This is a genomic window from Halomonas sp. KM-1 (assembly GCF_000246875.1).
Classification (GTDB): domain Bacteria; phylum Pseudomonadota; class Gammaproteobacteria; order Pseudomonadales; family Halomonadaceae; genus Halomonas; species Halomonas aerodenitrificans.
In genome coordinates this window covers 1-13490 of the sequence record NZ_BAEU01000109.1, presented here as the reverse complement: position 1 = coordinate 13490, position 13490 = coordinate 1, and the positions used below count along the sequence as shown (strand labels likewise).

Annotated in this window: 13 protein-coding genes; 5 read left to right on the top strand and 8 right to left on the bottom strand. The window is 65.6% G+C overall.

Features of this window, described 5'->3' with window-relative positions; genetic code table 11:
- Positions 1-58: 58 nt before the first annotated feature.
- Both B8115_RS11445 and B8115_RS11440 read left to right on the top strand, forming a co-directional pair.
- Positions 59-1120, top strand: a complete 1062-nt coding sequence (locus B8115_RS11445; protein ID WP_010627935.1) for an agmatine/peptidylarginine deiminase — start codon at positions 59-61, stop codon at positions 1118-1120.
- Positions 1117-2019, top strand: a complete 903-nt coding sequence (locus tag B8115_RS11440; protein WP_010627934.1) for a carbon-nitrogen hydrolase — start codon at positions 1117-1119, stop codon at positions 2017-2019. The genes B8115_RS11445 and B8115_RS11440 overlap by 4 nt, the downstream gene beginning before the upstream one ends.
- Before the next feature lie 178 nt (positions 2020-2197).
- Here the strand turns inward: B8115_RS11440 and B8115_RS11435 are convergent, their stop codons facing one another.
- The 4 genes from B8115_RS11435 to B8115_RS11420 all read right to left on the bottom strand — a co-directional run bounded on the left by B8115_RS11435 (position 2198) and on the right by B8115_RS11420 (position 7727).
- Positions 2198-3157 carry a Nudix family hydrolase gene (locus B8115_RS11435; protein ID WP_010627933.1) on the bottom strand — a complete coding sequence of 320 codons (960 nt, stop codon included), beginning with the start codon at positions 3155-3157 and terminating at the stop codon, positions 2198-2200.
- Between the two features lie 79 nt (positions 3158-3236).
- Positions 3237-4466 (bottom strand): bifunctional glutamate N-acetyltransferase/amino-acid acetyltransferase ArgJ, encoded by a 1230-nt coding sequence (gene argJ, locus B8115_RS11430; protein WP_010627932.1) that lies wholly within the window; start codon positions 4464-4466, stop codon positions 3237-3239.
- A gap of 64 nt (positions 4467-4530) precedes the next feature.
- Positions 4531-7269, bottom strand: coding sequence for a preprotein translocase subunit SecA (secA, locus tag B8115_RS11425; RefSeq protein WP_010627931.1), 2739 nt, complete (start codon positions 7267-7269; stop codon positions 4531-4533).
- A gap of 62 nt (positions 7270-7331) precedes the next feature.
- A complete protein-coding gene (locus tag B8115_RS11420; RefSeq protein ID WP_010627930.1) occupies positions 7332-7727 on the bottom strand; it encodes a hypothetical protein in 396 nt (131 codons plus the stop codon).
- A gap of 96 nt (positions 7728-7823) precedes the next feature.
- On the opposite strand from B8115_RS11420, the gene B8115_RS11415 reads away from it, so the two are divergent.
- Positions 7824-8258 (top strand): DUF721 domain-containing protein, encoded by a 435-nt coding sequence (locus tag B8115_RS11415; RefSeq protein ID WP_010627929.1) that lies wholly within the window; start codon positions 7824-7826, stop codon positions 8256-8258.
- A gap of 11 nt (positions 8259-8269) precedes the next feature.
- On the opposite strand, the gene B8115_RS11410 is transcribed toward B8115_RS11415, so the two are convergent.
- Positions 8270-8530: a hypothetical protein gene (locus tag B8115_RS11410; protein ID WP_010627928.1), complete on the bottom strand. Its 261-nt coding sequence runs from the start codon at positions 8528-8530 to the stop codon at positions 8270-8272.
- 177 nt (positions 8531-8707) lie between these two features.
- Between B8115_RS11410 and B8115_RS11405 the strand changes: the two genes are divergently transcribed.
- Positions 8708-9016, top strand: coding sequence for a helix-turn-helix domain-containing protein (locus B8115_RS11405; protein WP_010627927.1), 309 nt, complete (start codon positions 8708-8710; stop codon positions 9014-9016).
- 6 nt (positions 9017-9022) lie between these two features.
- Complete coding sequence (locus B8115_RS11400) at positions 9023-10036, top strand: alpha/beta fold hydrolase (protein WP_026038059.1); 1014 nt, start codon at positions 9023-9025, stop codon at positions 10034-10036.
- Positions 10037-10126: 90 nt separating this feature from the next.
- Here the strand turns inward: B8115_RS11400 and B8115_RS11395 are convergent, their stop codons facing one another.
- The 3 genes from B8115_RS11395 to B8115_RS11385 all read right to left on the bottom strand — a co-directional run.
- Positions 10127-11938, bottom strand: a complete 1812-nt coding sequence (locus tag B8115_RS11395) for an acyl-CoA dehydrogenase C-terminal domain-containing protein (RefSeq protein WP_010627925.1) — start codon at positions 11936-11938, stop codon at positions 10127-10129.
- A 377-nt stretch (positions 11939-12315) separates the two neighbouring features.
- Positions 12316-12768: a MarR family winged helix-turn-helix transcriptional regulator gene (locus B8115_RS11390; protein ID WP_010627924.1), complete on the bottom strand. Its 453-nt coding sequence runs from the start codon at positions 12766-12768 to the stop codon at positions 12316-12318.
- An 81-nt stretch (positions 12769-12849) separates the two neighbouring features.
- Positions 12850-13490 (bottom strand): SDR family NAD(P)-dependent oxidoreductase (locus B8115_RS11385; RefSeq protein WP_010627923.1); only part of this gene is annotated, 641 nt, incomplete at its 5' end.

Here is a 13490-nt window from a genome sequence, read left to right as displayed (position 1 = left end):
CGCTCGCGTAGGCATTTGTGCAGCGCTTCCCTAAGACGCGACTCAAGAGGCTTCGTTCATGGCCAATCACCTGCTCCCCGAATGGCACCCCCAGGATGCCGTTCAGCTCACCTGGCCCACTCCGACCAGCGACTGGGCGCCCCTGCTCGAGCGCATCGAGGCCACCATGGAAGCCATGGTGGTCGCTATCACGCGTTATCAGCACGCGCTGATCGCGGTACCCGATGCCGCCACCCGCGCTCACCTGACCCAGCGCTTCACCCATCTGGGAGTCGACGCCACGCGCCTGCACCTTGCGGTGGCCGAGGCCGACGACACCTGGGCGCGGGACCACGGCCCCATCGCCATTGAGCGCGACGGCAGCACGGTATTGCTCGACTACGTCTTCACCGGCTGGGGCGGCAAGTTCGAGGCCGGACGCGACAATCAATTGACCAGGAAACTGGCCGAGCTCGGCGCTTACGCCTGCTCGGTGGAAAGCCGTGACGTGGTGCTCGAAGGCGGTGCCATCGAAACCGACGGCGAAGGCACCCTGCTCACCACCGAGGCCTGCCTGCTCAACCCCAACCGCAATCCGCAGCTCGACCGCGAGGCGGTGGAAGCCCTGCTCATGGCAGATTTCGGCGTCGAGCGCGTGCTGTGGCTGGCGCATGGCCACCTGGAAGGCGACGACACCGACAGCCACGTGGACACCCTGGCGCGTTTCTGCGACCCGGCCACCATCGCCTACGTCCGCTGCGACGACGAGTCCGATCCGCACTACCCGGCCCTGGCCGCCATGGAAGCCGAGCTTCAGGCGCTGCGCCGCAGCGATGGCGAGCCCTATCGCCTGGTGCCGCTGCCGTGGCCACGCCCCTGCTTCGACCCGGTGGACGGCCACCGGCTACCGGCCACCTACGCCAACTTCCTGATCGTGAACTCCGCGGTACTGGTACCTGTCTATGGTGACGCCGCCGACAGCCGGGCGCTCGTCGCCCTGGCCTCCGCCTTCCCCGACCGCGACATCGTGCCGATCGACTGCCTGAGCGTGATCCGTCAGCACGGCAGCCTGCACTGCCTGACCATGCAGCTCCCCCGGGGCAGCCTGAACGTCGCAACTCAGCAAGGAGAGACATCATGACCCGCACCCTCAAGGTCGGCCTGGTCCAGCAACCCGCCTGGTCCGACAAGAGCAAGAGCCTGGCCGAGAGCGAGGCCGGCGTGCGCGAGCTGGCTGCCGCTGGCGCCGAGCTGGTGCTGCTGCAGGAGCTGCATGCCACACACTATTTCTGCCAGTATGAGGCCACCGAGCTGTTCGACCTGGCCGAGCCGCTGGACGGCCCCACCGGCCAGCGCCTGGCAGCACTGGCGGCAGAGCTCGGCATCGTGCTGGTGGGCTCGCTGTTCGAGCGTCGCGCCCCGGGCCTCTACCACAACACCGCCGTGGTCTACGACGGCGACCGCGGTCGAGTCGGCGTGTACCGCAAGATGCATATCCCCGACGATCCGGGCTTCTACGAGAAGTTCTACTTCGCCCCGGGCGATCAGGACGACAGCCGCAAGCAGGGCTTCCAGCCCATCGACACCTCGGTGGGCCGCCTGGGCTTGCTGGTGTGCTGGGATCAGTGGTACCCGGAGGCGGCGCGCCTGATGGCCCTGGCCGGCGCGGAAGTGCTGCTCTACCCCACCGCGATCGGCTGGAGCCCCTCCGACGACGACGGCGAGAAGGCACGCCAGAAGGAGGCCTGGACGCTGATCCAGCGTAGCCACGCGGTGGCCAACGGTTTGCCGGTGGTGGTCGCCAACCGCGTCGGCCACGAACCGGACCACTCCGGCGTGGGCGAAGGCATCGACTTCTGGGGCGGCAGCTTCGTCGCCGGCCCTCAGGGCGAGCTGCTGGCCCACGCCGGCACCAAGGCCGAGCGTATGCTGGTCACGCTCGACATGAGCCGCGGAGAGGACGTGCGGCGCATCTGGCCCTACCTGCGCGACCGCCGCATCGACGCCTATGGCGACCTGACTCGGCGCTACCGGGATTGAAGGGAGCCGTGAGCCACGTACCAGCATAAGCGGCTCTGGGGGTAAGCCGGAGAAGAGGTGTGTTGCTTGCCCCCAGATCAGCCGCGAGTAAAGCCCACAGAGGCTTATCAGGTACGACTGATAAAGAAAAACCCACCGCTGCCAAAGCATGCGGTGGGTTTTTCGTTTACCGCCGGGTTCAGGCGTCCGGCGCTTTCCAGAAGTCGCGGATCGAGGCGATGCCCTGGGCACCCACGGCGCGGGCGTGGTTGGCATCGAAGCGGGTCATCCCGCCCAGAGCGAACACCGGCATGGCGGCACGCTCCACCATCTGCTGGAAGTCGTGCCAGCCCATCGGCGCCACCTCAGGATGCGACGGCGTGGTACGCAGCGGCGAAAGCGTGACGAAGTCGCAGCCGATACGGGCCGCCTGGCCGAGCTGCTTGCGATCGTGGGTAGAGGCCGCCAGCCACTTGTCCTCGGCGATGGGACGACGCTCGAGATTCATCAGCCGCTCGCTGGTGAGATGCACGCCGTCGGCTTCCACCCTGTCCAGCAGAGCCGGATCGGCATTGAGCAGCAGGCGAGCGCCGTGGCGACGGCACAGCGCCAGGGCACGCTCGGCGCGAGCCAGATAAGCCGCTTCGTCCAGCGTCTTGGCGCGCAGTTGCACCAACCGTACGCCATCCTCCACCAAGGCACGCTCGAGACAGGCATCGAAGAGCGTCTCATCGGCCTCCTCGGCGGTGATCAGGTACTCGGTGGGCAGCATCACCGCCTGCAGGATCGGCAGGTTGGCCGCCGGAAACGGATAGTTGACCAGCTCATCGAGCGGCACCCAGCGTATCGCCTGGCCTTCACGACCGAACGGCTCACCGCTGAACTCGTGTACCTGCCAGACGTCGAGCAGGATGTGCTTGTCCGGATACTCGTGGTGGATGCGAATCAGCGGCTGGGCACGCTTGATTTCCACCCCGAGCTCCTCGTGGAGTTCGCGTTTGAGCCCCTCCAGGCCGGTCTCGTAAGGCGCCAGCTTGCCCCCAGGGAATTCCCACAACCCGCCGTGATCGACGTTGGAGGGGCGACGAGCGATGAGCGCCTTCTCACCATCGCTGCTGATGATGGCGGCAGCCGCCACGTGCACCCTTCTCTTCACCATTACGTTCATTGACTCCTACCCGCTTGTCCCGCACCGAACGTTCGGCGCGGGTATCGTTCTTGCCTCGCCACAGACTGGTCTAGCTGCGATAGTCGGCGTTGATACTGACGTAGTCGTGAGACAGGTCGGTGGTCCACACGGTGGCTCCCTCATCGCCCCGCCCCAACGCAATGCGAATCACGATTTCCTCTTCGCCCATCACCCGGCTGCCGTCCTCCTCGGTGTAGCCGGCGGCACGCCCGCCCTGCTCCACCAGGCGCACGTCGCCGAGGTCGATGGTCACCCGGCCGACGTCGAAATCGTGCAGCGGCGCCCGCCCCACTGCCGCCAGGATACGCCCCCAGTTGGCGTCCGAGGCGAACAGTGCCGTCTTCACCAGCGGCGAGTGCGCCACGGTGAAGGCCACGTCCAGCGCCTCTTCACGCGTAGCCGCCTCCTGCACCTGCAGGGTGACGAACTTGGTCGCGCCCTCGCCATCGCGGACGATGGCCTGTGCCAACTCGGTCATGACCCGCTGCAGGCCGTTGCGGAAGATCGCTACCTGTTCGTCGCTGGCCACCGCGGCGCCGCGCCCTGTGGCGATCAGCATGCAGGCATCGTTGGTGGAGGTATCGCCATCCACGCTGATGCAGTTGAACGAGCGGTCCACCGTCTCGCGCAGCAGCGTATCGAGCAGGGGCTGCTCGATGTTCGCATCGGTCGCCACGAAGGCCAGCATGGTCGCCATGTTGGGCTTGATCATGCCCGAGCCCTTGCTGATGCCGTTGATGGTGACCGTGCGCTCGCCCATCTCCAGGGTCACGCTGGCGCCCTTGGCTCGCGTATCGGTGGTCAGGATACCTTCACCGGCCTGCTGCCAGGCCCCGGCATCCGCACTCAGCGACTCCAGCGCCTGGGGCAAGCCGGCCAGCAGCCGCTCCATGGGCAGCGGCTCGCCGATCACCCCGGTGGAGAACGGCAGCACGCTCTCGGCCGGCACCCCGGCGAGCCGGGCGAGCTCGGCGCAGGTCGTCCTGGCATCGCGCAAGCCGGTCTCGCCGGTACCGGCATTGGCATTGCCGGTATTGATCACCAGCAGACGTGCCCCCTCGCCGCGGGCCTGGCACTCGGCCAGGTGCTGCTTGGCCACCGTCACCGGGGCGGCACAGAAGGCATTGAGGGTGAAACTGCCCGCCACCTTGGCGCCCTCGGGAATCTCGATCACCACCAGGTCACGCCGCCCAGGCTTCTTGATACCAGCCATGGCGGTACCCAGGCGCAGCCCTTCAATGACCGGCATGGCCGGAAAACGTGTCTCACCCACTGCCATGAAATGGTGACTCCTCAGTTGGTTGGAGCAGTTACGGCATACGCTGCGCGCGCGGGCTCCGCAATCAGCTCAACTGGCCGCAGCACTGCTTGTACTTCTTGCCCGAGCCACAGGGACAGGGGTCGTTACGCCCCACCTTGGGCCCCTCGCGGCGTACCGGACGTCCATCGCCCGCCGGAGCGGTCGCGGCACCCGCCTGCTCCTCGCCGTCGAGTTCGGGGGCATCGTGACGGCTGGCAGCAGCGGCCTTCTCCCGCTCCAGCGCCTCACGCCGCTGACGCTCGAGTTCGTCGACTTCTTCCGGCCGGCGCACCTGCACGTGGCTGGTGATACGTGTGATATCAGACTTGATGTTGGTCAGCAGGGTCTGGAACAGCTCGAACGACTCGCGCTTGTACTCCTGCTTGGGATTCTTCTGAGCATAGCCGCGCAGATGGATACCGCGACGCAGATGGTCCATCGACTGCAGATGTTCCTTCCAGCGCGTGTCGAGCACCTGCAGCATGATCTGCTTCTCGAAGCGACGGATGAGCTCCTCGCCGGCGATGTCGATCTTCTCCTGATAGGCCTTGCGGTGCATCTCGTGCAGACGCTCGCGCAGCTGCTCCTCGTGGAAGCGCTCATCGGCTGCGGACCACTCGACCACCGGTGCCTCGAGATTGAACTCGGTCTTCAGATGCTCTTGGAGCCCGGCCAGGTCCCACTGCTCCGGCAGGCTCTGGGGCGGCACGAACTCGCTGACGGCCAGATCCAGCACTTCGTCACGGATGCCCAGCACGTTCTGAGAGACATCCTCGGCGGCCAGGATCTCGTTGCGCTGCTCGTAGATCACGCGGCGCTGATCGTTGGCCACGTCGTCGTACTCGAGCAGTTGCTTGCGGATGTCGAAGTTGCGGCTCTCGACCTTCTTCTGGGCCCGCTCCACGGCGTTGGTGACCATCTTGTGCTCGATGGCCTCGCCGCGCTCCAGCCCCAGCGCCTTCATCATGCGCTGTACGCGGTCGGAGCCGAACAGACGCATCAGGCTGTCTTCCATGGAGAGGAAGAAACGCGTCGAACCTGGGTCGCCCTGACGGCCGGCACGGCCGCGCAGCTGGTTGTCGATACGCCGCGACTCGTGACGCTCGGAGCCGATCACGTGCAGGCCGCCGGCCTCCAGCACCGCCTGGTGGCGCACCCGCCACTCCTCGCGCAGCTGCGCGATCTGCTCCTCGCTGGGATTCTCGAGCTTGGCTGCCTCGGCCTCCCAGTTACCGCCCAGCACGATATCGGTACCGCGACCGGCCATGTTGGTGGCGATGGTAATGGCACCCGGACGCCCCGCCTGGGCGATGATCTCGGCTTCGCTCTGGTGCTGCTTGGCGTTGAGCACGTTGAAGTTGAGTCCGGCCTGTTTCATCAGCCCGGCGAGGTACTCGGAGGTCTCGATGGAGGCGGTACCCACCAGCACCGGGCGCCCGGCCTCGGTCTCGGCCTTGACGTCGTTGATGATCGCCTCGTACTTCTCTTCACCCGTGAGGTAGACGAGATCGTTGAGATCGCGACGCACCAGCGGGCGGTTGGTCGGGATCACGATGACGTCCAGGCCGTAGATCTGGCGGAACTCGAAGGCCTCGGTATCGGCGGTACCGGTCATGCCGGCCAGTTTGTCGTAAAGGCGGAAGTAGTTCTGGAAGGTGGTCGAGGCCAGGGTCTGGCTCTCGCGCTGCACCGGCACCCCTTCCTTGGCCTCCACCGCCTGATGCAGACCCTCGGACCAGCGGCGACCGGGCATGGTACGGCCGGTGTGCTCGTCGACGATCACCACCTGGTTGTTGGCGACGATGTAGTCGACGTCACGGTGATAGAGATGGCGCGCACGCAGCGCCGAATGCATGTGATGCAGCAGGTTGAGGTTCTGGGCGGCGTAGAGCGAATCGTCGGCGCCCAGCAGCCCCTCGGCGCGCATCAGCTCTTCCACCTTGTTGTGCCCCGCCTCGGTGATCTCGACCTGCTTCTGCTTCTCCTCGAGCACGAAGTCGCCTTCGATGGGGGCGTCGGCATCTTCGGAGACCTCGCCCCTCTCCAACTGGGCCGCCAGGCGGTCGACCACCTTGTAGAGCTCGGTGTTCTCGTCCACGGCGCCGGAGATGATCAGCGGCGTACGCGCCTCGTCGATGAGGATGGAGTCGACCTCGTCGATGATGGCGAAGCTCAGCCCGCGCTGGACCTTGTCCTCCAGCGAGAAGGCCATGTTGTCGCGCAGGTAATCGAAGCCGTACTCGTTGTTGGTGCCGTAGGTGATGTCGCAGGCGTAGGCGGCGCGCTTCTCCTCGGAGGTCTGTCCGGCGAAGATGATGCCCACCGAGAGGCCCAGGAATTCGTACAGCGGGCGCATCCACTCGGCGTCGCGACGCGCCAGGTAGTCGTTGACGGTCACCACGTGCACGCCCTCGCCCGGCAGGGCGTTGAGATAGACCGCCAGGGTGGCCACCAGCGTCTTGCCCTCGCCGGTCTTCATCTCGGCGATGCGGCCGCGGTGCAGGGTCATGCCGCCGACCATCTGCACGTCGAAGTGACGCATGTTCATCACCCGCTTACTGGCCTCGCGTACGGTGGCGAAGGCTTCAGGCAGCAGGGTGTCGAGGCTCTCGCCGTTGGCCAGGCGGGCGCGGAACTCCTCGGTACGCGCCTGGAGCGCGGCATCGTCGAGGGCTTCGTACTGCGGCTCCAGGGCGTTGACCTGCTGGACCTGGCGCTGCATGCGCTTGACTTCACGGTCGTTCTTGGAGCCGACGACCTTGCGTAAAAGAGTATTGATCATGGAATGTCCAATCTGCGTGTCGCGTTCAGCCGATGACCCGAGCACCCATCGAGGGACTGCGGTCAGCGGCAGGAAGAGTTGGCTTGGTGAATGCGATACGCAAGAGGTGGGCCACGCCGCGTGAGCACGTCGTGGTCGGCCGCCCAGCGGCGCTGCGGCAGCGCCCTTGGTGGTGCGACGGCCTTCCTGACCTGCACCACCGGCCGGCGCCGCGGCCAGTGCGGCAGCGCACGCCGACGCGCCACATAGCGGCAGCGGGCGCGCATCAGCGTCGGTGCGAGAATGCAGGTCTGCACGACCCGCTCGGCCAGGCGCAGGGTTTCCGCCTGGGTCAAGCCGGCCGGCAACAGACAGCTGACCAGCAGGCCGGCAAGCCACCAGCGCGAACGCTGTCGACAGCGTGTCGTCGCAGCCGATAGGCTGGCGACGCTACGATCCTGTGGCTGGGCGGCGGTCATGCTGTCGCTGATCTCCGAGCGTGCTAGGCTTGCCGTGTTGGTACGATGAGAAACAAGCACATGAGTATAAAGGTTAAGCGCTCACGAGCACAGCCCATGTCGCGCCTGCTCGGTGGTAACGGCGAGTTGGCACCGCTGATGCGCACGGCACGCCTAATCGGCAAGGCCCAGCAGCACCTACGTGAAAACTTGCCGGAAGAGGTGCGCGAGCACGTCTTCGTCGGCGGCTATCGCGACGGCAAGCTCACGCTACTGACCGACCGCGCCGTATGGCTGACCTGGCTGCGCTACGAACAAGCACGCCTGCTCGAGCTGCTGCACCGCTTGCCGGAGTTTGCCGCCGTCACGGGCTTCAGTCTCAAGGTACGCCCCGTAAGGCCGCTCAAGGTACCGCCGCGCCAGGTCAGGCAGCTGCCCGCCCCGGCTGCCGACGAGATCTCCGCCTGCGCTGCCGACGTGGAGGACCCGCGCCTCAAGCGAGCCCTCGAGCGACTCGCCTCCCATGCCAAGCACGGTGACGAGTCGCCCTAGCGACAGCTTCTTCATGACAATCGATAGGTAATGCCGTCGACTTCGACCTCCTGGATGTCGGCATAGGCGACGGTAACGCCGTTGATGTCACCCGGTGCCCCATCGTGCTCCATCAGCGTGGTCTCAGGCACCACCTTGACCCCGGTGGCGCCCACATGCTGAATCCGCGCTGAAAAACGTTTGCCCTCGCGCTCGACTACCACTCGTTCACCGAACATGCAGCGTCCCACCTGGGACAACAGCTCCGCCTCGCTTACCTGTTGGACTGTCATCACGTTCCTCCCTGGTCATACGCCGCTCCAAGCTGCGGCGAAAGCATTTCATGCCTTTCAATGTAGGAGATGAAGCAGAGGATGACATCCCGCAGCCGGCTGGTGGAATCTCGTGTCCCGGCGCTATGCTAGGGCGAGTAGATATTGCCAGACCCACCTCTTCATCCGCAGGTAACCATGACCCTCAGCAAGACCCAATCCAGCTTCTATCGCCGCCTGTACCTGGCCCACTTGATCGAGTGCGGCATCAGCAGCATACCGGCCATCGTCAATGCCACCGGCATGCCCCGCCGCACCGCCCAAGACACCCTCAAGGCCCTGGAGGAGCTGGACATCCGCTGCGAATTCCGGCCGACACCGGGCGAACGTCACAATAGCGGTGGCTACGAAATCGTCGACTGGGGACCTATCGACCCAGCCTGGGTGAGGAACAACGCCGAGCGGCTGCGTACCACCCTGAGCTATCCCGAAATGTCACGGGCCTGAGCCGACATGAACAGGCACGGCTGGAATATCGGTGGATTGCTGGCTCTGATCGCCCTGCTGGCCGGCTGCGCCGGGCCGGTACTGCAAACACCGGGACCGGCCGCCAGCGTGCCCCAATTGACCTCCTACCAGGTGACTGCCGACGACGGCTACCGCTTGCCGCTGCGCCACTGGCCGGCCGAGGACGAAACCGAGGTGGTCGTGCTGGCAGTACACGGTTTCAACGATCACGCCGGCAGCTTCGACGTCATGGCTCAGGCTCTGGCCCCGCACGGCATCGAGGTCTATGCCCACGACCAGCGTGGCTTCGGCACTACCGATCAGCGCCGCATTTGGGCCGGTCACGAGCGCCTGCGCGACGACGTCATCATGCTGACGAAGCTGCTACGTGAGCGCCATCCCGAAACCCCGCTCTATGTGATCGGCAAGAGCATGGGGGCCGCAATCACGTTGCTTGCCATGACCGCCGATACACCGCCGCCCGTGGACGGCAGCGTACTGATCGCCCCCGCCGTGTGGGGTACGGAAACCATGCCCTGGTACCAGCGCGCCGGGCTCTGGCTCGGCGTGCGTCTGATGCCCCAAACCACTTTTTCGATCCGCACCACCCGGCGCCTGGGCATCGAGCCCACCGACGACGACGAGATCAAGCGCCAGCTCGCCGGCGACCCCTTGATTCTGCGCAGCGCACGAGTCGACACCCTGGCAGGCCTGACCAATACCATGGGGCTGGCTCTCGAAGCGTCGAGCAAGCTGCCCTCACCGGCTCTGATCCTCTACGGCGACGAGGATCAGGTTATTCCTACCGAAGCCTACTGCGCCCTGCTGGAGCGCTTGCCGCAGGATGAGGCGATACGCCTGGCGTTCTATCCCGGTGGCTACCATATGCTCACCCGTTACAGCCAGCGCCAGCGCACCGAGCGAGATATCGCAGCCTGGCTTCATGACCCCACCGCCGAGCTTCCCTCGGGGCTCGAAGTCGCTCGCGAGATACCGCTGGCCACGCTGTGCGATCGATAGTTTGTCGGGCCGACAATAAAAAAGCGGCGGGCAAGGCCCGCCGCGAAACACCGATCAGTCGCACTGACCGAGAGAGATGCCTGGTAACGATCAGATCTCGAAGCCGAGACCGAACTCCTCCGCCGACAGTGCCATCAGCGGCTCGGCGCCGGCCTGAATGCACTGGGCGTGGGCGCGGGTGCGCGGCAACAGGCGCTGGAAGTAGAAGCGCGCGGTCTTGACCTTGGCCTGGTAGAAGGCCGCTTCGTCGCTGCCTCCCGCCATGGCTTGCTGAGCCTGCTTGGCGGCACGGGCGAAGAGGTAGGCAAGCGTCACGTAGCCGGAGTACATCAGGTAGTCGACGCTGGCCGCACCGACTTCCTCACGGTCGTTCATCGCTTTCATGCCGATGCCCATGGTCAGCTCGCCCCACTCGGCGTTGAGCTTGGCCAGCGGCGCGACGAACTCGGCCATGTCGGCGTTGCCCTCTTCGCCTTTGCAGAACTTGTGAATCTCCTTGGTGAAGACCTTGAGGCTCTCGCCCTGGCTCATCAGCACCTTGCGACCCAGTAGGTCGAGGGCCTGGATGCCGGTGGTGCCTTCATAGAGGCGCGTGATGCGGGAGTCGCGCACCAGCTGCTCCATGCCCCACTCCTGGATGAAACCGTGACCGCCGAAGACCTGCACGCCCTCGTTGGTGGCTTCGAAGCCCACCTCGGTGAGGAACGCCTTGACGATCGGCGTCAGCAGGCTGAGCAGGGTCTCGGCGCGCTCGCGCTCGGCGGCGTCCTGGCCGTGCTCGACGACATCCAGCATCTGCGCGGTGTAGAGCACCAGCATCCGGCCGCCTTCGGCGAAGGCCTTCTGAGTCAGCAGCATGCGCCGCACGTCGGGATGCACGATGATCGGGTCGGCGGGCTTCTCGGGCGCCTGCGGACCGGAGAGTGCGCGCATCTGCAAACGGTCGCGGGCATAGGCCAGCGCGTTCTGGAAGCTCGCCTCGGTCAGGCCCAGGCCCTGGATGCCCACGCCCAGGCGGGCAGCGTTCATCATGGTGAACATGCAGGCCAGCCCCTTGTTGGGCGGGCCGACGAGGAAGCCACGAGCGGCGTCGAAGTTCATCACGCAGGTGGCGTTGCCGTGGATACCCATCTTGTGCTCCAGCGAGCCACAGGCCACGCCGTTGCGCTCGCCGGGATTGCCTCCGGCGTCGGGCATGAACTTGGGCACCACGAACAGCGAGATGCCCTTGGAGCCCTCGGGGGCATCCGGCAGCTTGGCCAGCACCAGATGGACGATATTCTCGGCCAGGTCGTGCTCACCGGCGGAGATGAAGATCTTGGTACCGGTGATCTCGTAGGCGCCGTCGGCAGTGGGCACGGCGCGGGTCTTGATCAGGCCCAGGTCGGTGCCGCAGTGCGGCTCGGTCAGACACATGGTGCCGGTCCACACGCCCTCCACCAGCTTGGTGAGGTAGGTGGCCTGCTGCTCCTCGGTACCATGATGGCGCAGCGCGTCGGCAGCACCGTGAGACAGGCCGGGATACATGCCCCAGGCCAGGTTGGTGGCGCAGATCATCTCGGAGAGCACCATGGCCAGCGAGTGCGGCAAGCCCTGGCCGCCATGGGCGGGCTCCGCCGCCAGGCTCGGCCAGCCGCCTTCGACATACTGCTGATAGGCCTCCTTGAAGCCCTTCGGCGCCTTGACCTCACCGCCCTCGAGCAGACAGCCCTCCTGATCACCGCTCTGGTTCAGCGGCAGCAGCACCTCGCGGGCGAAGCGAGCGCCCTCTTCGAGAATGGCGGCCACGACATCAGGCGTGGCCTCTTCACCGCCCGGCAGACGAGCGTAATGAGCGGGATAGTCCAGCATTTCGTCCATCACGAAACGAAGGTCACGCAGGGGGGCCTGATAATCGGGCATCTCTACTCTCCAGAAAGGTCGACGAAAGGTCGCCTGAAGCCGGGCGTGGGAAAACGGCATCGACCGCTTTCAAACATGTGTTTGAAACTAGCTCGCTCTAGACGACGAGTCAAGCGCTCGTTTTAATCTTTTCTTCCATTTCTCTTCCCACTCTTATTACTCGCTCAGACATGACGCGGGATGAGCGGCGTATGGGGCTCCCAGCGGCTCGCACCAGGCGCATGACACGGTGGCAGGCGACGAGCTCAGGGCTTTCACAACCACGCCATCAATAATTGCACAAAAATAATTGGCACCAATATCTTGTGCGCCATACAAAAGGCAGGAATTCCCCAAGAATGGGGACCGCTCTACCTTGGCCGGCATTCAGGCCCGGCTCATGGCATGGCGTCGTAAAGCCTGTCTCGCAGCGCCTCGAGCCGTGCCTTCAGCTCCTCCAGCTCTTCCTGGGGCTGACCGCTGGCCATGACCACGCAGCCGGGGATCTCCTGCGCCTGCGCCTGTAACGCCCTGCCCCGCTCGGTGAGAAACAGTTCGACGACCCGTTCATCGCGCCGGTTGCGCACCCGCCGCAGCAGGCCCTCGGCTTCAAGCCGCTTGAACACGGGGGTCAGCGATCCGGTATCGGTCATCAGGCGCCGGCTTATGGCTCCGGCGCTCTGGCCATCCTGCTGCCACAGGGTGAGGAGAACGAGATATTGCGGATAGGTGAGGCCAAGCCCCTTGAGCAGAGGCTTGTAGAACTTGGTCATCAACAGCGAAGTGGAGTACAGCGTGAAACAGAGCTGACTCTCGAGTTCGAGGTCAGTGCCGATCTCCTGGCTGGGCATGGCAGGCGTTCCTGTTACGGCTTGTCGTGCACCTACGCTAACGCGCCGGCAAGTGGCCTGCCAAGGCAACGCTACCAACGCTCACTGCATGCGAATGCCGCCGTCGAGACGGATCACTTCCCCGTTGAGCATGGCGTTGGTGATGATCTGCTCGGCCAGGCGGGCGAACTCGTCGGGATGGCCCAGGCGCTTGGGGAACGGCACCGAGGCGGCCAGCGCCTTGGCGGCCTCGTCGGGAATCTCGCTCATCATCGGCGTCTGGAACACCCCGGGGGCAATGGCCATCACGCGGATGCCATGACGCGACAGCTCGCGTGCCGCCGGCAGGCTCATGCCCACCACCCCGGCCTTGGAGGCGCTGTAGGCGCACTGCCCCACCTGGCCGTCGAAGGCGGCGATGGAGGCCGTGTTGACGATCACCCCGCGCTCGCCGTCCTCGCTCGGTGCATTTTTCGCCATGGCGGCGGCGGCCAGACGCATGACGTTGAAGGTGCCAACCAGGTTGATCTGCACCGTGCGCGCGTAGGCGTCGAGGTCGGCCGGGTTGCCTTCGCGGTCGACCAGCTTGGCCACGCTGACCACCCCGGCGCAGTGCACCACCCCGGCCAGACCCGCATCGCCCCCCAGGGCGACGGCGGCGTCCACCGCCGCCTGCATGTCGGCCGCCGAGGTCACGTCGCCGCGTACCGCGCGGGCGGCCTCGCCCAGCGTTCTCGCGATAT